This window comes from Nocardia sp. NPDC058176 (assembly GCF_042883805.1).
Lineage (GTDB): Bacteria > Actinomycetota > Actinomycetes > Mycobacteriales > Mycobacteriaceae > Nocardia.
On sequence record NZ_JBHVVA010000002.1, the window covers coordinates 415,862 to 433,393 of the forward strand.

Annotated in this window: 20 protein-coding genes; 12 read left to right on the top strand and 8 right to left on the bottom strand. The window is 69.3% G+C overall.

Translation table 11 applies throughout. From position 1 onward, the window contains the following. Positions 1-16 precede the first annotated feature (16 nt). Entirely contained in the window at positions 17-991 is a 975-nt protein-coding gene (locus ACFVVM_RS14340; RefSeq protein ID WP_387617509.1) for an NADPH:quinone oxidoreductase family protein, read from the bottom strand. Between the two features lie 27 nt (positions 992-1,018). Then, positions 1,019-2,872, bottom strand: coding sequence for a protein kinase (locus tag ACFVVM_RS14345; RefSeq protein ID WP_387617511.1), 1,854 nt, complete (start codon positions 2,870-2,872; stop codon positions 1,019-1,021). Between the two features lie 189 nt (positions 2,873-3,061). Here ACFVVM_RS14345 and ACFVVM_RS14350 point away from each other — a divergent pair, with 189 nt between their 5' ends. After that, positions 3,062-3,835: an acyl-[acyl-carrier-protein] thioesterase gene (locus ACFVVM_RS14350; protein WP_387617513.1), complete on the top strand. Its 774-nt coding sequence runs from the start codon at positions 3,062-3,064 to the stop codon at positions 3,833-3,835. A 42-nt stretch (positions 3,836-3,877) separates the two neighbouring features. Here the strand turns inward: ACFVVM_RS14350 and ACFVVM_RS14355 are convergent, their stop codons facing one another. After that, the gene (locus ACFVVM_RS14355) at positions 3,878-5,545 is read right to left on the bottom strand and encodes an FAD-dependent oxidoreductase (protein ID WP_387617515.1); all 1,668 of its coding nucleotides are present in this window, start codon (positions 5,543-5,545) and stop codon (positions 3,878-3,880) included. A 156-nt stretch (positions 5,546-5,701) separates the two neighbouring features. Here ACFVVM_RS14355 and ACFVVM_RS14360 point away from each other — a divergent pair, with 156 nt between their 5' ends. Next, on the top strand, positions 5,702-6,193 hold the full coding sequence (locus ACFVVM_RS14360; protein WP_387617517.1) for a SixA phosphatase family protein: 492 nt from the start codon (positions 5,702-5,704) through the stop codon (positions 6,191-6,193). Positions 6,194-6,206: 13 nt separating this feature from the next. Here ACFVVM_RS14360 and ACFVVM_RS14365 read toward each other — a convergent pair whose 3' ends face one another. After that, complete coding sequence (locus tag ACFVVM_RS14365; protein WP_071930502.1) at positions 6,207-6,410, bottom strand: hypothetical protein; 204 nt, start codon at positions 6,408-6,410, stop codon at positions 6,207-6,209. A 48-nt stretch (positions 6,411-6,458) separates the two neighbouring features. Between ACFVVM_RS14365 and ACFVVM_RS14370 the strand changes: the two genes are divergently transcribed. The 5 genes from ACFVVM_RS14370 to ACFVVM_RS14390 all read left to right on the top strand — a co-directional run bounded on the left by ACFVVM_RS14370 (position 6,459) and on the right by ACFVVM_RS14390 (position 9,910). Next, entirely contained in the window at positions 6,459-6,827 is a 369-nt protein-coding gene (locus ACFVVM_RS14370; RefSeq protein WP_387617519.1) for a VOC family protein, read from the top strand. Between the two features lie 89 nt (positions 6,828-6,916). After that, positions 6,917-7,375, top strand: a complete 459-nt coding sequence (locus ACFVVM_RS14375) for a MerR family transcriptional regulator (RefSeq protein WP_387617521.1) — start codon at positions 6,917-6,919, stop codon at positions 7,373-7,375. Beyond that, a complete protein-coding gene (locus tag ACFVVM_RS14380) occupies positions 7,372-8,388 on the top strand; it encodes an aldo/keto reductase (protein ID WP_387617523.1) in 1,017 nt (338 codons plus the stop codon). Before ACFVVM_RS14375 ends, ACFVVM_RS14380 begins: the two co-directional genes overlap by 4 nt. A 161-nt stretch (positions 8,389-8,549) precedes the next feature. Beyond that, positions 8,550-8,885: a GNAT family N-acetyltransferase gene (locus ACFVVM_RS14385; protein ID WP_387617525.1), complete on the top strand. Its 336-nt coding sequence runs from the start codon at positions 8,550-8,552 to the stop codon at positions 8,883-8,885. After that, positions 8,882-9,910, top strand: a complete 1,029-nt coding sequence (locus tag ACFVVM_RS14390; RefSeq protein WP_387617527.1) for a pirin family protein — start codon at positions 8,882-8,884, stop codon at positions 9,908-9,910. Before ACFVVM_RS14385 ends, ACFVVM_RS14390 begins: the two co-directional genes overlap by 4 nt. A gap of 3 nt (positions 9,911-9,913) precedes the next feature. Here the strand turns inward: ACFVVM_RS14390 and ACFVVM_RS14395 are convergent, their stop codons facing one another. Both ACFVVM_RS14395 and ACFVVM_RS14400 read right to left on the bottom strand, forming a co-directional pair. After that, positions 9,914-10,393, bottom strand: coding sequence for an SRPBCC family protein (locus ACFVVM_RS14395; RefSeq protein ID WP_387617529.1), 480 nt, complete (start codon positions 10,391-10,393; stop codon positions 9,914-9,916). Next, positions 10,390-10,722 carry an ArsR/SmtB family transcription factor gene (locus tag ACFVVM_RS14400; RefSeq protein ID WP_387617531.1) on the bottom strand — a complete coding sequence of 111 codons (333 nt, stop codon included), beginning with the start codon at positions 10,720-10,722 and terminating at the stop codon, positions 10,390-10,392. The genes ACFVVM_RS14395 and ACFVVM_RS14400 overlap by 4 nt, the downstream gene beginning before the upstream one ends. 115 nt (positions 10,723-10,837) lie before the next feature. Between ACFVVM_RS14400 and ACFVVM_RS14405 the strand changes: the two genes are divergently transcribed. The 3 genes from ACFVVM_RS14405 to ACFVVM_RS14415 all read left to right on the top strand — a co-directional run bounded on the left by ACFVVM_RS14405 (position 10,838) and on the right by ACFVVM_RS14415 (position 13,618). Continuing rightward, complete coding sequence (locus ACFVVM_RS14405) at positions 10,838-12,076, top strand: FAD-dependent oxidoreductase (protein WP_387617533.1); 1,239 nt, start codon at positions 10,838-10,840, stop codon at positions 12,074-12,076. 141 nt (positions 12,077-12,217) lie between these two features. Continuing rightward, a complete protein-coding gene (locus tag ACFVVM_RS14410) occupies positions 12,218-12,862 on the top strand; it encodes a hypothetical protein (RefSeq protein WP_387617535.1) in 645 nt (214 codons plus the stop codon). A 66-nt stretch (positions 12,863-12,928) separates the two neighbouring features. Continuing rightward, complete coding sequence (locus tag ACFVVM_RS14415; protein ID WP_387617537.1) at positions 12,929-13,618, top strand: hypothetical protein; 690 nt, start codon at positions 12,929-12,931, stop codon at positions 13,616-13,618. Positions 13,619-13,794: 176 nt separating this feature from the next. Here ACFVVM_RS14415 and ACFVVM_RS14420 read toward each other — a convergent pair whose 3' ends face one another. Continuing rightward, entirely contained in the window at positions 13,795-14,325 is a 531-nt protein-coding gene (locus ACFVVM_RS14420; protein ID WP_387617539.1) for a CGNR zinc finger domain-containing protein, read from the bottom strand. Positions 14,326-14,363: 38 nt separating this feature from the next. Between ACFVVM_RS14420 and ACFVVM_RS14425 the strand changes: the two genes are divergently transcribed. Further along, positions 14,364-15,377: a DMT family transporter gene (locus ACFVVM_RS14425; protein WP_387617541.1), complete on the top strand. Its 1,014-nt coding sequence runs from the start codon at positions 14,364-14,366 to the stop codon at positions 15,375-15,377. Positions 15,378-15,436: 59 nt separating this feature from the next. After that, positions 15,437-16,633, top strand: coding sequence for a Fic family protein (locus tag ACFVVM_RS14430; RefSeq protein WP_387617543.1), 1,197 nt, complete (start codon positions 15,437-15,439; stop codon positions 16,631-16,633). Positions 16,634-16,672: 39 nt separating this feature from the next. On the opposite strand, the gene ACFVVM_RS14435 is transcribed toward ACFVVM_RS14430, so the two are convergent. Further along, entirely contained in the window at positions 16,673-17,506 is an 834-nt protein-coding gene (locus ACFVVM_RS14435) for an SDR family oxidoreductase (protein WP_387617545.1), read from the bottom strand. Between the last annotated feature and the right edge of the window lie 26 nt (positions 17,507-17,532).

Here is a 17,532-nt window from a genome sequence, read left to right on the forward strand (position 1 = left end):
CCCTTCACGGACGCCGTCACCGGAGCTGTACCACCACCTTGCCGGTGGCGGTCCGCTCGTCCAGCGCCGCGACGGCGTCGGCGGTCCGGTCGAGGGGGTAGAGGACGGGGTCCGGGGCGGGGATCGCACCCGAGGCCAGCAGGGGCGCGACCTCGGCCCACTGTTCGGCCAGGTAGGTGGGGTGACTCATCACCCATTCGCCCCAGGCGGCGCCGACGACCTCGACGTTCTTGAGCAGCAGGCGGTTCACCTTCACGGTCGGGATCTCGCCCGCGGTGAAACCGACGACCAGGAGCCTGCCGCCACCGGCCAGGGAGCGGATGCTGTCGGTGAACCGGTCACCGCCGACCGGATCGAGGACGATGTCGACGCCGCGACCGCCGGTGAGCTCCTTCACCGCGGCCAGCCAGCCTTCGGTGAGCACCACATCGGTGGCGCCGTTGGCCTTGGCGACCTGGGCCTTCGACTCGGTGCTCACCACCGCGATCACCCGGCCCGCGCCCAGCGCCTTGGCCATGCGCAGGGTGGAGGTACCGATACCGCCCGCGGCGCCGTGGACCAGCACCGTCTCGCCCTCGGCGAGCCTGCCGCGCTTGGTGAGGCAGAAGTGCACGGTGAGATCGTTGAACAGCACGCCCGCGCCCGCCTCGAGCGAGACATTGTCCGGCAGCTCGAACACGGCGTGCTCGGGCGCGACAGCCGTCTCGGCGACACCGTTGCCGAGCATGGTCAGCGCGGCCACCCTCGCACCGGGGCGCAGGGACGAGCCCTCCGGCACCTCGCGCACCACACCGGCGACCTCGCCGCCGACGACGAAGGGCAGGCCCGGCTTCATCTGATAGAGGCCGCGCGTCATCAGCACGTCGGGGAAGGCGATCCCCGCGGCGTGCACATCGATCAGCACCCCACCGGGGTAGATCGCGGGTTCGGGCAGGTCGACGATCTCGATCGCCGACGGACCATCCAACTTGCCGACCTGTGCTGCGCGCATGCCCGTTAACATAACCCGGCGGCCGGGTCAGCGATAGGCGAATTCGGCCATCGATTCGCTGGCCAGCACCGTGCCGTCCCTGACGATCGTCAGCCCGGCCGAGGTGATCTGGTACCGGGTGCCGTCGACCGGATTGGTCGCGGTGAAACCGCCGCCGCCGGTGGGCACCGGATCGTCGAGTTCGAGTCCGTCACCGTCGCTGTCCCTGGCGCCCTTGTAGTAGTACCGGCCGGCGCCGGTGCGGCAGATGACGAGGCGGGAAGCGGACGTGCGCGCGATCGTCATCGCGGCATCGTTGTCGTTGCAGCGCGGACCGCCGTAGAGGAAGCCCTGGTCGTCGGCATCGGAGACGCTCGAGTTCAGCGGTGGCACCGTAGTTTTCGGCGGTGACGGCGGCGGCGCGGCGGTGCCGTCCGGAGTCGGCACGGTCTGACTGACCGTCTCGATCACCGGCGACGGCGGCGCGACGTCCGTGGTCGACGGCGGTTCGGCCACGGTCTGCTCGCTGCCGTTGATGCTCAACATGATCCACACGGCCACCCCGACCACCGCGACCACGATCAACGCCCCGAGCGCCCCCGCCAAAATCGGCGTCGACGAATTACGTTGCGGGGGAACCGGCAGCGGCACCGACGGATTCGAATACCCACCGGCCTGCACCCCGGTCCCCCCAAACCCCGTCTGCGGCACCGTACCCAGAGCCGGCACGTCCCCCGTCCGCCCATGACCCAACGGCTGACCCGCGCCTGACTGCCGCACTGTTGTCGGCGGCTGGCCCTTCATCAAAGACTGGCTCGCACCCGGCGGCTGCTGACCGATCCCCGGCATCGGCTCGCCCGTCCCGTGCGGCTGGACGGCCCCATACGGCTGACCCGTGACGTGGTCCTGGCTTGTGCCGAGCGGCTGACTTCTCCCATGTGGCTGACTCGTGCCGTCCGGCCGATTCATGCCATGCGGCTGACTCACCCCATGCGGCTGGTCACCAGTACCCCGGGCGGCGATCATCGCGCGGTCGATCTGGGGGCCCGGCTCGGTGGCGGGGGCGTTGCGTTCGATCTGGATCAGGGCGCCGCGGGCCGCGCGGGACAGGTCGCCGGGGGTGGCGTAGCGCTGTTCGGGGCGCTTGGCCATGCCGCGTTCGATGATCGGGTCGAAGGGGGCGAGGGCGGGGTCGACGGTGCTCGGCCGGGGTGGCGGGGCCATCTGGTGGGAGCCGATCGCGCCGGCGAGGCTGTTGACCGGGAAGGGGACCCGGCCGACCAGGCTCTCGTAGAGCACGCAGCTGAGCGCGTAGGTGTCCACCGCCGGGGTCAGCGGGGCGTTCTCGAATCGCTCGGGCGCCATGTAGGCCATCGATCCGACCGCGCTGCCGGTGTTGGTGAGCTGCGGATCGGTGGCGGTGTGCGCGATGCCGAAATCGACGAGATAGGCGAACAGGTTGCCGGTGAGCAGGATGTTGGCCGGTTTCACGTCGCGATGGACCAGCCCGGCCTCGTGCGCGGCGTCGAGCGCGGCGGCGATCTGCTCGACGACCTGCACCGACTCACCGGGGGTCAGGCTGCCGTGGCGCTGCAGTCGCTCCTTGAGATCGGAGCCCTTGACCAGGCGCATGTCGATGTAGAGCACACCGTCGACCTCGCCCCAGTCGTGCACCGGAATGACGTGCGGCTCCTGCACACTCGCCATCGCGTGCGATTCCCGGCGGAACCGCTGGACGTAGACGGGGTCCCTGGCCAGCTCCCGATTGAGCATCTTGAGCGCGACGGTACGACTCTTGGAGGTGTCGTAGGCCTCGTAGACCTCCCCCATACCGCCGACTCCGAGGAGCCTGCGCAATTCATAGCGCCCGAACATCGAGCCTGCCATCGACCCGGCGCCCATTCCTGCAGGCTACCGGCCGCCGGTGGGGTCTGTCATGTGTGACAACGACGCCGGGGCCCCAGCTGTCACCCGCACCTGGTACCGCTTGGTCCGCACTCGGCGCGAGGGTGTGATCTGCGCCCCGTAAAGTCGTGTGCGGAACTACGCAAGAAGTCGTGGCACACCTGGTGAGCCGCGCAAGGAGCACAAGTGTCACTCGATCAGCCACTGGCCCCGCTTCCCCAGGAGGGCACGGGTTTCGCCACGGCGTGGCCCGTCCGGGCTGGCGACGTGGATCCGTATCACCGGCTGCGCTTCGATGCCGTGGCGCGCTACCTGCAAGACATCGCCTGGGACGAACTGCACCAGACCGCGCTGCACCGCAGCGACCCCACCTGGATCGTGCGCCGCACCGTCATCGACGTGATCCGCCCGGTCATCTGGCCCGACCAGGTGCACCTGACCCGCTGGTGCTCGTCGATGTCCACCCGCTGGACGAACATGCGGGTGCGGATCACCAGCGAGGGCGGCGGGCTGATCGAGACCGAGGGTTTCTGGATCAACCTCAGCGAGTCGAGCAATCTGCCCTCCCGGATCAGCGACGAGGGCCTGGCCTACCTGGCCCGATCCACCGACGAGCACCGACTGCGCTGGCGGCCCTATCTCACCGATCCGGCCCCGCGCGAATCCGACACCGACCTGCCGTTCCCGGTCCGCGCGACCGATATCGACCAGTTCAACCACGTCAACAACACCTGCTACTGGCAGGCGGTCGAGCAGTATCTGGTCGACTTCCCGAAGCTGGTCGCCGGACCGCACCGCGCGGTGATCGAGTACGTGGCCCCGGTGCTCGCCCGCGAGCACATCACCGTGCGCGCCCGCTACGAACCGGGCGACCCGACCGGGCGCCCGGTGCTGCGACTGTGGTTCGTGGTCGGCGGGATCACCACGACCGTCGTGCGGATCATGCCGCTGCCGGAATAGCCCCGGCCCCCGCTTCGGATCCGCGGAGACCGGGACCTCCCGCTATCCCTTCGCGGCTTTGAGCAGGTCGGCGCGGGTGGCGAACTTGACCCGCGGCCTGCCCGCCGCCTTGCCCGCGGTCTTCTCGGCCTGGTCGATGGTCTTCCAGCCCTTCCGGTCGACCAGATCGGGCTGACGCTGCGCGAGCAGTGCCTGCAGCGCGGCCCGGTCACCGCTGGGCGCGGTGAGCTTGCCCGCGATGAAGTCGGCGATCACCGCCTCCACGGTCTCCTCGGCGTCGACCCGGTTGGAGCCGATCACCCCGCGCGGGCCGCGCTTGATCCAGCCCGACACGTACACCCCCGGCACCGGCTCAGTCGCGTCGATGACCCGCCCGTGCTCGCTGGGCACCGTGCCGCGCCGCTCGTCGAAGGGCAGCCCGGCGACGGGCACGCCGCGGTAGCCGATCGAGCGCAGGACCAGTCCGGTGTCGAGGGTCTCGGTGCGGTCGGTGGCGGTGGCCACCAATTGCCCGTTCTCCTCGGTCAATTCGTTGTGCGCGAACTCGAGCGCGGTGGCGCGCTCGGTGCCGTGCACCGCGGTCGGCGTGGCCAGATAGCGGAAGATGATGCGCTTGTTGGCCGGATCGCGCGGCGCGGTCGAATACTCCTGCGCGAGCTGGTACTTCAGGCGCAACGCGGGCTCGGTGTCCGGGTCGTCGTAGACCGCGCGACTGTGCGGATCGAGCTCGAGCTCGGCCGGATCGATGATCACGTCGACGCCCTTCAGGTGCGTCAGCGCCAGGAACTCCGGCGAGGAGTAGGCCGCCTGCAACGGGCCGCGCCTGCCGAGGACGACGACCTCGCGGATGCTACTGCGCCGCAGGGCGTCGAGCGCGTGGTCGGCGATGTCGGTCTTGGCGAGCTCGTCCGGGTCGACGGTGAGCACGCGGGCGACATCGAGCGCCACATTGCCGTTGCCGACGATCACCGCGCGCTCGCCGGACAGGTCGAATTCGCGGTCGGCGAAATCGGGGTGCCCGTTGTACCAGGCGACGAACTCGGTGGCCGAATGGCTGCCCGGCAGGTCCTCGCCGGGCACGCCGAGCCTGCGGTCGGCGGAGGCGCCGACGGCGTAGATCACCGCGTGGTGATGGTCGAGCAGTTCCTGGTGATCGATGTGCTCGCCCACCTCGACGTTGAGGTAGTACTGCAGGGTGTCGCGGCGGAACGCGGAGTCGAACATGTTCGCCACGCCCTTGGTGCCCGCGTGATCGGGGGCGACGCCCGCGCGGATCAGGCCCCACGGGGTCGGCAGCCGGTCGAACATCTCGACCTCGACATCGCTGCGCCGGAGCAGTTCGTCGGCGGCGTAGCAGGCCGCCGGACCGGCGCCGACGATCGCGACCCGCAGGGTGCCGAGGGTCTTGGGCGGGCGCGTGGGGGTGGCCAGCGGGTCGAAGTTGGACTCCAGCGGGTGGCGCTGGAAGTAGGCGGCGTTGATCTCGCGATACCTGGCCAGCGAGGCGAGCAGATCGTCCTCGGGGAAGATGGCGTCCACCGGACAGGCGTCGACACAGGCTCCGCAGTCGATGCAGGTGTCGGGGTCGATGTGCAGCATCTCGGCCGTGGCGAACTCCGGCTGATCCGGGGTCGGACGGATGCAGTCGACTGGACACTCGGTGACGCAGCTGGCGTCGTTGCAACAACGCTGCGTGATGACGTAGGCCATAGGTGCAGATCCTCGAAATATGTGGTCGGTGGCTCGAGACGTGCACCGCAGCGGGCCCGCGGCGGGTAGGCCACGAACACATCTATGGTGACGTAGCTTTCAGTGTGCCTCGAGTGTGACCGCGACCTCACCCGCGCCCGGGATTACGGTGTTCTCATGGCGGCGACCCTGATCCTGATGCGGCACGGAAAATCGGCCTACCCCGACGGCGTGGGCGATCACGCCCGCCCGCTCGCCCCGCGTGGCGAGCGCGAAGCCGGCCTGGCCGGTGCCTGGTTGCGGGCCACGATGCCGCCGGTCGACGCGGTGCGCTGCTCGACCGCCGAGCGCACCAGACAGACCCTCGCCGCCACCGGCATCACCGCGCCGGTGGAGTACACCGACGACATCTACGAGGCGAATCCGCACACGCTGATCGAGCTGATCCAGCTCACCGACGACGCGATCGACACCCTGCTCGTCGTCGGCCATGTGCCCGGGATCCCGTGGACCGCTTGGGAACTGGCCGCCAATCGGGACTCCGATCAGGCGACCGAACTGAGCCGCAAGTTCCCCACCTCGGCGCTGGCCGTGCTCGAGTTCGACCGGCCTTGGGCACAGCTCGACCCGGGAACGGGCGAACTCACGTATTTCCACGTCCCGCGCTGAGCGCGGGGGCGGCCTACTTGAGCAGCTTGCCGCCGACGACGATGCCGACCCCCAGCAGCGCGAGCAGCAGGAAGGCGACGAATCCGTTCGTCAGCCACCACACCACCGCGAGTACGAGTACCACCGGAGCCACCGCGATCGCGGTGATCACGGGACTCTCCTTGACCGTTTCCCAAGCCGAGCGGGCCCTGATGCGGTCGATGTCCTTACCAGCCATGTGATCCACACTACGTTTCTGTCGGTCCCCGGTGCCATGCTGTCGGGCATGGATTGGAAAATCGAACTCGTTGCCATCCCGGTCACCGATGTCGATCGGGCCAAGGACTTCTACACCAGTATCGGCTTCAACGCCGATCACGACCACACCCCGAGCCCGGACATCCGGTTCGTGCAGCTCACCCCGCCGGGCTCGGGGTGTTCGATCTGTATCGGGCGCGGCATCACCGAGGCCGCGCCGGGCAGCGTCGAGGGCATGCAGGTGGTCGTCGAGAGCGCCCAGAAGGCCTACGAACAGCTCGTCGCGGCCGGTGTCGAGGCTACCCCGGTGCAGGACATGGGCTGGGGGCTTTTCACGTTCTTCAAAGACCCCGACGGCAACAAGTGGGCCGTGCAGGAACTGCCGAACTACAACTGAATTCGGCTCGTCCCGGAGAATAAGTCTTGCTTGGAGTGCACTCCAGGTGGATAGCGTCGACGGGGTTCCACGGGAAGGGACGAGCACACATGGATCCACAGGTCGAACCGGCCGCATCGAGCTACGACGACAGGGAGCTGCCGAAGTACTCGATCGGCGAGGCCGCCGACCGTTCCGGCCTCAGCCGCGACACGCTGCGCTGGTACGAGCGGATCGGGCTGATGAACTACATCGGCCGCGACCACGCGGGCAAGCGCCGGTTCAGCGACCGTGACCTGGAATGGCTGGAGCTGATCGCCCGCCTGCGGCTGACCGGCATGCCGGTGGCCGACATGATCCGCTACGCCGAACTGGTGCGGGCGGGCGAACAGACCTACCCGGCCCGGCTGGCGATGTTTCGCCAGACCAGGGCCGATGTGCTCGACAAGATCGCGGAACTGCAGAAGACCGTGGCCGTACTCGACTACAAGATCGCCGTCTACGAGGGCAGATCCGAGGTCGTGCGGCCCGCCACCGCGCACACGAGCGAAGGAACCGGACACACATGAGCACCACCGCGACGTTGCCGACCACCACCCTCGGCGCCGACGGCCCGCTGGTCGGCGTGCAGGGCCTCGGCTGCATGGGCATCAGCGAGTTCTACGGCGAGACCGATCCGGCCGAATCGCGCGCCACCCTCGACCACGCGCTCGAACTCGGCGTCACCCTGTTCGACACCGCCGACATCTACGGCTCCGGCCACAACGAGGAATTCCTGTCCGACTTCGTCCGGGCCAATCGCGACGAGCTGGTGATCGCCACCAAGTTCGGCATCGTGCGCAAGGCCGAGGACCCGTCCTACCGCGGCTTCGACAACTCCCCCGCCTACATCCGCGCCGCGATCGACGCCAGCCTGCGCAGGCTCGGCATCGACACCGTCGACCTGTACTACGTGCATCGCCGCGACACCAGCGTCCCGATCGAGGACACCGTCGGCACGCTGGCCGAACTCGTCGCCGCGGGCAAGGTGCGCGCGCTGGGCCTGTCCGAGGTGACCGGCGCGGAACTGCGCGCCGCGCACGCGGTGCATCCGATCGCGGCCGTGCAGTCGGAGTGGTCGCTGTTCTCGCGCGATGTGGAGCGCACCGCGGTGCCCGCCGCGGCCGAACTCGGCGTGGCGTTCGTGCCGTACTCGCCGCTGGGCCGCGGTTTCCTCACCGGTTCGTTCCGCTCCGCGAACGAGCTGGGCGACAAGGACTTCCGCAACTTCCAGCCGCGTTTCACCGGTGGCAACGCCGAGCACAACGCCGAACTGCTCGCCCCGCTGGCCGCGATCGCGCAGGCGCACGGCATCACCCAGGCCCAGGCCGCGCTGGCCTGGGTGCACGCCAGGGCCGCGGTGCACAACCTGCCGGTGGTGCCGATCCCGGGCACCCGTAAGCGCACCAGGCTCGCCGAGAACGTCGCCGCGGCGACGGTGCGGCTCACCGCCGACGAGCTGGCCACGCTGGAACCGATCGCCGGTCAGGTGGCGGGCAACCGGTACGCCGACATGTCGTTCACCTCGGCCGGACGCGAGTAGACACCGTGCGCCGCGGTCCGGGCGGGCCGCGGCGCACGGCACTAGCATCGCGAGGGCGGCCACCACCCCGCCGGCGGCGAACGTTCCGGCGGGAATACGCGATCGCACGTGAGCATTGGTCCGAGGAGCGCACCGGTTCCGGTGCGGAAGGAGCGTGTGGAATGTCCGAGGTCACCCCAGCACAGTCCGCGTCGACCGAGCCCGAGCGCCGGGTGGTCCGCAACGAGGAGAAGAACCGCTACGACGTGTTCTTCGGCGGCGAACTCGCCGGGTTCACCGAGTACGTGGAACGCGGCAACGACAGCGACTTCGTGCACACCGAGATCGACGACGCCTTCGGGGGCAAGGGTCTGGGCAGCGTGCTGGCCAAGCAGGCCATCGAAGACGTGATCGCGCGCGGGCGCACCATCACCGCGCACTGCCCGTTCATCCGCGGCTGGCTCGACAAGCACCCCGAATACGACGCGCATGTGGTGGGCAAGGGCATCCCGCGATGAGCGATCTGGAGGCCGACCCCGTCGAGGCGCTGTGTGAGCCCTCGCCGAGTCCGGGGCCGATCACCGAGCTGTATCCCGCCAGGGAGGTGCCGCTCGGGGGCGTCCGCGGGGTGTTCGTGGAACGCACGCTGCCGCAACGTGATCTGCCGACCGTCGGCGCGTGGTGCTTCCTCGACCGGTTCGGTTCGCCCACGGTGACGACGACCGGCGCCTCCCCCGACATCCTGCCGCACCCGCACATCGGCCTGCAGACGGTGACCTGGCCGTTCGACGGCCGCATCCGGCACCGCGATTCGGTGGGCTCGGATGTGGAGATCGAGCCGGGACAGCTGAACCTGATGACCTCCGGTCGCGGCATAGTGCACTCGGAATTCGGCGTGCCGGGCGCGAACGCGGGCAATGGGCTGCAGCTGTGGATCGCGTTGCCCGGCGAGGCGACCGGGGTCGATCCGCATTTCGAACAGCACCGGGAGCTGCCCGTCTACGAGGAGCCCGGCCTGCGGGCCACCGTGCTGATCGGGTCGCTCGGCGGTGCCGTCTCCCCCGCGCGGGCCTACACCCCGATCGTCGGCGCCGATGTCGTGCTCGACGCGGGCGCCGAGGTGCGCCTGCCCCTGGAACGGGCTTTCGAGCACGCGATCCTGGTGATCGGCGGGACGGTCGAGGTCGACGGTGTCGACCTGTCCGCGGGACCACTGCTCTACCTGGGCACGAGCCGATCCGAGCTGCGGCTGACCAGTGCCGAGGGCGCGCACTTCGCGCTGATCGGGGGCGAGCCGTTCGCCGAGGAACTGGTGATGTGGTGGAACTTCGTCGGGCGCAGTCACGACGAGATCGTCGCGGCCCGCGAAGCGTGGGAAGCCCGCGATACCGACCGGTTCGGCTCGGTCGCCGGACACGGCCCCGACGAACGGATCCCCGCACCACCGCTGCCGCCGCTGCGGTTGAAGCCCCGCAAGCGCGCCACGGGCTGCAGCCACGGCGAGCGCACCGATCCGGCATCCGGGGCGACGCCGGACCGGTGACGGTCAGCGGCCCGCGGCCAGCAGGGCGTCGAGGGCGCGGTAGCTGTCGTTGAGGCCGGTCTCCATGCCGGAGCCGACCATGCCCGCGCACTCCTCGGCAGTGTGGAAGACACTGTCGGTGACGACCCTGGTCCGCCCGTCGCCGAGGTCGACGAAGGTGGTCGCGTCGATCGAGATGTGGGCGGGCATGCCGTCCCATTCGAAGGACTGCACGATGCGTTCCTTCGGCGTGATCTCGCGGAATCGGCCCTCGAAACCGTAGGACTCGTCGCCGTCGTGCTCGACGAAACGCCAGTGCCCGCCCTTGCGGAACTCCCAGCGCTCGATGTCGACCGTGTGGCCGCGGCCCCACCAGCGCGAGAGCTGCTCGATCCGGCTGTAGGCGTCCCACACCCGGTCCAGTGGTGCGTCGAATTCGCGTTCGATGTGCAGTTCGCGGTCCGAGGTCGAGGTGACGACCGCGTCCTTGGTATTGGTACTCATCGCTCTGGCTCCGTTCGTTGCAGGAATTCACCGAGACGGTCCATCCGGGCTTCGAGCATCTGCCGATACCCCTGCATCCAGGCCACCTCCCGATCGAAGACGTGCTCGCCGATCCGGCAGTACCGGACCCGGCCACGCTTCTCGGTGACCACCATGCCCGCGTCCTCGAGCAGTCCGATGTGCTTCTTGATGCCGGTCAGGGTCATCTCGAATTGCTCGGCCAGCTCACTGACACTCGCGGGCCCACGACCGAGCCGCTCGAGGATGCCCCGCCTGGTGGGGTCCGCGAGCGCCCCGAACGAGGCGTCTAGGAAGTCATACTGAACCATCTAGTTCAGTATTGCGCGCCATCGCCATCGGGTCAAGAACCTTTCGGGAATCCGTGGACGCGACCCGGTCTTGCCTACTACGCTTCGTCGTAGACACGAGCGACGAGGGGGACTCATGGACAAGACGACATGCTGCGTGGTGGGCGGCGGGCCGGCCGGGGCGATGGTGGGACTGTTGCTGGCCAGAGCGGGAGTCGAGGTCGTCGTACTGGAGAAGCACGCCGACTTCATCCGGGACTTCCGCGGCGACACGGTGCATCCGTCGACGGTCCGGTTGATCGACGAGCTGGGACTGGGTGCCGAGTTCGCCCGGCTGCCGCGGTCGGAGCTCACCCGCATGTGCCTGTACGCGGGCGATCGGATGGTGGTCGCCGCCGATCTGACCCGGATCCCCGGGCGGTACCGGCACATCGCCATGGTGGCCCAGTGGGACTTCCTCGACCTGCTGACCAGCGCCGCGGCCGAGGAACCGACGTTCGATCTCCGCATGCGGGCCACCGTCACCGACGTGACCACCGAGTCGGGCACCGTCAACGGGGTCCGCTACCGCGATGCCGACGGCGTCGAACACACCCTCGCCGCCGATCTCGTAATCGCCTGCGACGGCCGGGATTCCGTGGCGCGCGAGTCGGCGGGACTGCGCCAGCGGATGGAGGAGGTGCCGATGGACATGTGGTTCCTGCGCATCCCCAAATCGCCGGACGACGTCGACGGCGGCGCCGTGCAAGCCCGCTTCACCAGTGGAAACTCCGCCGTGGCGCTCGACCGCGGCGACTACTACCAGACCGGCTACATCATCGAGAAGGGCGGCGACGCGGCACTGCGGGCGGCCCACGAGGTGAGCTGGCTGCGCGAGCGGGTGGGCGAACTGTTCGGCTGGCCCGCCGAGCACTTGGCCGCGATCCAAACCTGGGACGACGTCAAGCTGCTCGAGGTCACCGCGGGCATGCTGGAGCGCTGGTACGTGCCGGGGCTGCTGTGCATCGGCGATGCCGCGCACACGATGTCGCCGGTCGGCGGGGTCGGCGTCAATCTGGCCGTACAGGACGCCGTGGCGGCAGCGCGGATCCTGGCACAGCCCCTGCTCGACGGCACCGTGCGCACCGCCGACCTGGAGAAAGTCCAGCGCCGACGGATGCTGCCCGCGAGTTTCACCCAGCGCTCCCAGCGCGGCGAACACGACATGCTCATCGCGCCCGCCCTGCGCGGCGACCTCGACACCGCTCCCCTGCCGCTCCGCATCGTCGACGCGCTACCGCCACTGGCCGGACTCACCGCCTACCTCGGCGGCATGGGCATCCGCCCCGAACACGCACCGGACTTCGCCCGCCGCGCACCGGCCACCACCTCATAGCCCCACCGCCCCGACCCGGTACGCCCCGCCACACGACTTCCCGCACGGCGCAGGACTTTCCGAAACGGCGCGCAGCGGCTAGGTTTGCCGCGATGACCGGGCGAATCCGATCCGGGGCGTGACAGCAGGAGGCTTGGCGGGATGAGGATCGGCACTGTGGTGACCGCGGCGCTGGTGGCGGTGGGCGTCGCCCTGACGACGACGGGGATCGGGCACGCCGAACCCACACCGGTACTCGCCCAGCAAGCCGTCGACGCGCCGCCGTCGCTGCGCGGGATCGACAAGGACCTCGCCTACGAGGTGAGCGCGACCGAGGACCGGCGCGCGGTGGTCACCACGATCGACGCGGGCCGCTTCGAGCTCGTACACGACGGAAAGGTCGTCACCGTCGCCGATCGCGACGGCACGGTGATCGCGGCGCTGCCGATGGTCGTGCGCGCCGGCGAGCACGCGGTGCCGCTCGCGCCGGAGATCGACGAGACCGGCACCCGGCTCACCCTCACCCCGGTCGGCGAATCCGAGACCCCGCTGCGCGACATCAGCGCCCAGGAGCGCTTCTTCGCCGAGACCCAGCGACTGCAGCCGCAGATCATCGAGGGCGCGGTGATCGGCGCGGCCATCGGCTTCGTGCTCGGTTTCCCGCTCGGCCTGTTCGTGCTCGACTTCATCACCGTGCCGGTCGCCACCGTCGCCGGTGCGGCGATCGGCGCGCTCGCCGGGTACGCGCTGGCCGGTGGACAGCCCGCGATCGACACCGCGCTCGCCTACGTCACCGGGGCGCCCTGACCGCCGCGGCATTGTCGCCACGCTCCGCTATTTTTGACGGAGGAACTCCGCACGTGTGAGTGGGTGGTGAGAGACGTGTTCGACCCGCTGGCCGACATCGACCGCGCCCTGGCCGAACAGGCCGGGTGGACGTGGTTCGACGACTATCTGCTCTACACCTGCGGTGTCGCCGAACTGATCTCGACCGGGCGCACCGCCCAGATCCCGCCGAAGGCGACGCGGGTGCGGGTCGAGCCGGGCGAGGTCTGCCTGGCCGACGGGCCGGTCAACTGGTTCACCTGGCGCGCCGCCGGGGACGGGCACTGGACGCGCGGCCAGGTTCGCGCGGACGGTCGAACGGCCATCGGCGCCGCCCACCATCTGACCAACGCGGTACGCAACGAAGCCCGGCGCCTGCGTGCCGAGGCGGCCGCGCAACCGCGCTGGGTGGCCGAACGGGCCGGGACGGCGATGATCTCGGATCGGCGGATGCACCTGACCGCGCCGGACCGCGCGTTCTCGCTGTACTGGTCGGCGCTGGAGGGTATCGATCTCACCGCGCCGGATCGCGTGGGCTGCCGCTTCCCCGACAAGCACGGGACCATGCAGCAACTGCTCATCCAGAGTCCCTGGGCACCACTACTTTTCGTCACCGCCGCGTTGCGGCATTTCCCGCATCATCCGCTGCTGCAGAACGGCACCTGGCTGCCCGCCGGGTTCGAGGACAAGTGCCATCTCGCGGGCAAGAAGTGCCCGAAAGTGCGCAAGCTCGGCTGAGGTGCACCGACGGTGCCGCCCCGGTGCCCGACTCCGAGGCAGCCGTGTACTGCCCACACCGCTGGTGTGCGCTCACCATCGCGGCGCACCTCCACTTCGCGCCTAGCGCTGCCGCGCGCGGAGGGCCTCCACTCCGCGCCTAGCACTGCCGCGCGCGGAGGGCCTCGACTCCCCGTCTAGCGCTGCCGCGCGCGGTACGCCGCGACAGCATTGCGGTTGCCGCACGCGGTGCTGCAATAGCGACGCGACCGGTTGCGCGACAGGTCGAGCACCAGTCCCGCGCAGTTGTCGTCGGCGCAGATCGAGAGCCTGCTCAGGTCATCGGCGCGGATCAGGTCGATCATGGCCATCGCGGTCTCCACGGCGATGCGGACCGGCAGCGGGGCGTCCGCCGCGACGGCGTGCACGTGGTAGTCGACCTCGCCGTGGCGCACGAGCTGCGGAAGGGCGTTGTGCTCGGCGAGGGTGGCGTTGACCAGCGTGACGGCCGTGTCGCGGTCGCTGGTGAGCAGGCGGCGCAGGGGCGCGCGCAGAGCTCGCACGGCGGCGAGTTCGGCGGCGTCACCGGCGTGCGCGCCGGTGTAGACGTGCCGGACGAAGAACTCGGCGAGCTGGGCGGTCCCGGTCAACGTGTCGGGGTCTTCGGCGGAGTTGACCAGTTCGACCGCGGACAGCAGCGATGCCTCGGTGTCATGAGCAAAAACCACGTTGACATATTACCGCACCCTCCCTACCGTCATTAGTCATGGCGACTTTGACTCATGACGGGGTGGCGGGCAACCGGCTCCGCGCCGGACTGCTGTTCGCGATGGTCTCGGCCTCGTCGTTCGGCCTGTCCGGCCCGCTGGCGCGCGGCCTGATGAACGCGGGCTGGAGCGCCGCCGCGGTCGTCGCCGTGCGGGTCCTGCTCGCCGCTGCGGTCCTGCTCCCGCTGGCACTCTCCCAGCTGCGCGGCAACTGGAATCTGTTGCGCGCCAACGCACCTCTCATCATCGCCTACGGCCTGGTCGCCGTGGCGGGCACACAGCTCGCCTACTTCAACGCCGTCGCGCACATGGAGGTCGGCTCCGCGCTGCTGATCGAGTTCACCGCGCCGATCGCCGTCGTCGGCTGGCTGTGGGTGCGCCACCGGCAGCGGCCCGGCGCGGCGACCGTCGCGGGCGCCGTACTCGGCATCGCCGGGCTGCTGCTGGTCCTCGACGTGGTCTCGGGCCTGTCCGCCGACCCGATCGGCATCGCCTGGGCGCTGGGCTCCATGGTCGGCGCCGCGGCCTATTTCGTCCTGTCCGCCCACGGCGTCGACCTGCCCGGCACCGTGCTCGCCGCGGGCGGACTGCTGATCGGCGGCATCACCCTGCTGCTCGCGGGCATCGTCGGCATCGTCCCCCTGCGCGCCACCACCGAACAGGTCGTCTTCGCCGACTTCACCACCCCCTGGTGGATCCCCATCCTCACCATCGGCATCGTCACCGCCGCCATCGCCTACGCCACCGGCATCGCCGCCACCCGCCGCCTCGGCGCCCGCCTCGCCTCCTTCGTGGCCCTCACCGAAGTCCTCGCCGCCCTCCTGTTCGCCTGGGCCCTCCTCGCCGAAGCCCCCCGCCCCATCCAACTCCTCGGCGGCACCCTCATCCTCATCGGCGTGATCACCGTCCGCCTAGGCGAACCCACCCCGATCCCGATCGGCGATCCGGAAACACCCGCTGCCACCGAGGAACCACCAGCGACGACCCAACCGGCCGCCGACCACCAGCGATAGCCGAGGATCCAATCACCGGCAGTAATCATTTAGGTGATATCTGATGATAAAATGAGAGGATGTCATCAGATACCGCGTGGCCTGCGGTCACGAGGGAATCCCACGACTGGATCTCGACCATTCCGGCAGAGCTGCTCTCACGTCGGATACGAGAGCGCCATCGAGGGGCATACGAGGCAGCGATCGCACCGTCGATCGCTGATCGGGCCGTCCGGTTACCCACCGACGTCTTGGCGATCGCGGACGAGGCAACTTTCGAGATCACTCGATTCGACACCATGGTCGGCGCCGACCTCACGCCGTTCGGCGCGATCCTGCTGCGGACCGAATCCGCGTCCTCGTCCCAGATCGAACACCTGACCTCGGGGGCGAAGGCCATCGCGCTGGCCGAGATCGGCGGTGGTGATCAACGCAATGCGGTCGAGATCGTCGGCAATGTTCGAGCCATGCGGACCGCGATGAATCTGGATGGCGACATCGACGAGCGACTGCTGCTCGACATGCACACCGCCCTGATGGTCCACGATCCCGAAACGGCAGGACGTTGGCGATCGGAGCAGGTGTGGATCGGCGGTGACACCGTCGGCCCCCACGGGGCAGCTTTCGTCGCACCACACCACACCCGGGTCCAGGGTTCGATCGACGACCTCCTCGCGTTCATCCGGCGCGACAACATTCCGGCGCTCGCCCACACCGCCATCGCGCATGCCCAGTTCGAGACGATCCACCCTTTCGTCGACGGTAACGGGCGCACCGGCCGGGCGCTTATGCACGCGATGCTGCGGTCCAAAGGTGTCACCGAGCAGGCGACGGTCCCCATCGCCGCCGGCCTGCTGACCCGTGTCGACGACTACTTCGCCGCCCTCACCGCCTACCGCGCCGGTGACCCGGCCCCGATCGTGCACCAAGTCGCCGAAGCCACCTTCACCGCTCTCGGCAACGCGCGAATGCTCGTCGAGGACATCCACACCATCCGCGAACGATGGGAATCGGTGATCCGCAGCAGACGCGGATCCACCCCGTGGCGTTTGATCGACATCGCCCTGCGCCAACCGGTCCTGGATGCCCCGACCGCGGCCGACGCTTTGGGGATCACCGACTCCAACGCGGTGCGCACCATCAGCGCCCTGGTCGAGGTCGGCGTCCTCACCGAATTCACCGGTCTGCGCCGCAACCGCCTGTGGCAGGCCAGAGAGGTTCTCGACGCCCTCGACGACTTCGCCCGCCGAGCCGGTAAGCGAACCCACCGACGCTGACGCACAGACCAGGGTGCAGCAGCAAGCCCGACGATGGCATCACCGGAAGGCGTCGGCGTTCTCGATCACCCACTGCCGAAAGGTTCGGCCCGGTTTGCCGGTGACGTCTGGGACCGTGTCGCGAACCTGCTGGATCTCGGGGTTGAGGTCGCCTCCGGTGACGTCGAGGACGGCGTCGGCGGCTTCTTCGCCGAAGAGGGCGGCGGTGGTGGGGCGGGCCTGGGCTCGGGTGATTTCGGTGAGGGGGATGGTGCGGTGCAGGAGGGTTGCGATGGTGGTGAGTTGGGTTCGGGCGCTGAGGGGTTCGGGGCCGGTCAGGGCGTAGTGGTTGCCGGTGTGGCCCGGTTCGGTGAGGGCGACGCGGGCCACGGCGGCGATGTCGGCGGGGTGGATGGTGGGCAGGGTCGCGTCGAGGTAGGGCAGTTCGATCGGTTGGCGGGACCGGATCGAGGGAGCCCACAGCAGGGCGTTCGAGGCGAACTGGGTGGGGCGCAGGATGGTCCAGGCCATGCCGCTGGCTTCGAGGAGTTTCTCGGTCGTGGCGTTGTCGGCGGCGGGGCCGAGGTGGGGGTGGGTCTGCACGGTGATCGAGGAGACCAGGACCACGTGCTCTACGCCGGATTCCCTTGCCAGGTCCAGGATCTCGGCGTCGGGGCCGAGGCGGGGTACGAGGAACAGGGATCGCACGCCGTCCAACGCGGACTGCACCGACGAGAGATCGGCGAGATCACCTTCGACCGCCTCGATTCCACTCGGGAATCGGGCCGCGGCGCGGTCGCGAGTGAGCGCCCTGACCGGTCCGGCGTCGACTGTGCGCAGTTCCTTCAGCAACGAGCCGCCGATGTTGCCGGTGGCTCCGGTCACCAGAATCATGTCCAACCTGCTTTCGTGAGATCAAC

Coding starts and splice junctions, on each gene's coding strand:
- ACFVVM_RS14430 (WP_387617543.1), top strand. CDS start 15,437: ATGTCATCAGATACCGCGTGGCCTGCGGTCACGAGGGAATCCCACGAC.
- ACFVVM_RS14360 (WP_387617517.1), top strand. CDS start 5,702: ATGGCGGCGACCCTGATCCTGATGCGGCACGGAAAATCGGCCTACCCC.
- ACFVVM_RS14405 (WP_387617533.1), top strand. CDS start 10,838: ATGGACAAGACGACATGCTGCGTGGTGGGCGGCGGGCCGGCCGGGGCG.
- ACFVVM_RS14390 (WP_387617527.1), top strand. CDS start 8,882: ATGAGCGATCTGGAGGCCGACCCCGTCGAGGCGCTGTGTGAGCCCTCG.
- ACFVVM_RS14345 (WP_387617511.1), bottom strand. CDS start 2,872: ATGGGCGCCGGGTCGATGGCAGGCTCGATGTTCGGGCGCTATGAATTG.
- ACFVVM_RS14380 (WP_387617523.1), top strand. CDS start 7,372: ATGAGCACCACCGCGACGTTGCCGACCACCACCCTCGGCGCCGACGGC.
- ACFVVM_RS14385 (WP_387617525.1), top strand. CDS start 8,550: ATGTCCGAGGTCACCCCAGCACAGTCCGCGTCGACCGAGCCCGAGCGC.
- ACFVVM_RS14375 (WP_387617521.1), top strand. CDS start 6,917: ATGGATCCACAGGTCGAACCGGCCGCATCGAGCTACGACGACAGGGAG.
- ACFVVM_RS14400 (WP_387617531.1), bottom strand. CDS start 10,722: ATGGTTCAGTATGACTTCCTAGACGCCTCGTTCGGGGCGCTCGCGGAC.
- ACFVVM_RS14340 (WP_387617509.1), bottom strand. CDS start 991: ATGCGCGCAGCACAGGTCGGCAAGTTGGATGGTCCGTCGGCGATCGAG.
- ACFVVM_RS14365 (WP_071930502.1), bottom strand. CDS start 6,410: ATGGCTGGTAAGGACATCGACCGCATCAGGGCCCGCTCGGCTTGGGAA.
- ACFVVM_RS14410 (WP_387617535.1), top strand. CDS start 12,218: ATGAGGATCGGCACTGTGGTGACCGCGGCGCTGGTGGCGGTGGGCGTC.
- ACFVVM_RS14370 (WP_387617519.1), top strand. CDS start 6,459: ATGGATTGGAAAATCGAACTCGTTGCCATCCCGGTCACCGATGTCGAT.
- ACFVVM_RS14435 (WP_387617545.1), bottom strand. CDS start 17,506: ATGATTCTGGTGACCGGAGCCACCGGCAACATCGGCGGCTCGTTGCTG.
- ACFVVM_RS14395 (WP_387617529.1), bottom strand. CDS start 10,393: ATGAGTACCAATACCAAGGACGCGGTCGTCACCTCGACCTCGGACCGC.
- ACFVVM_RS14425 (WP_387617541.1), top strand. CDS start 14,364: ATGGCGACTTTGACTCATGACGGGGTGGCGGGCAACCGGCTCCGCGCC.
- ACFVVM_RS14355 (WP_387617515.1), bottom strand. CDS start 5,545: ATGGCCTACGTCATCACGCAGCGTTGTTGCAACGACGCCAGCTGCGTC.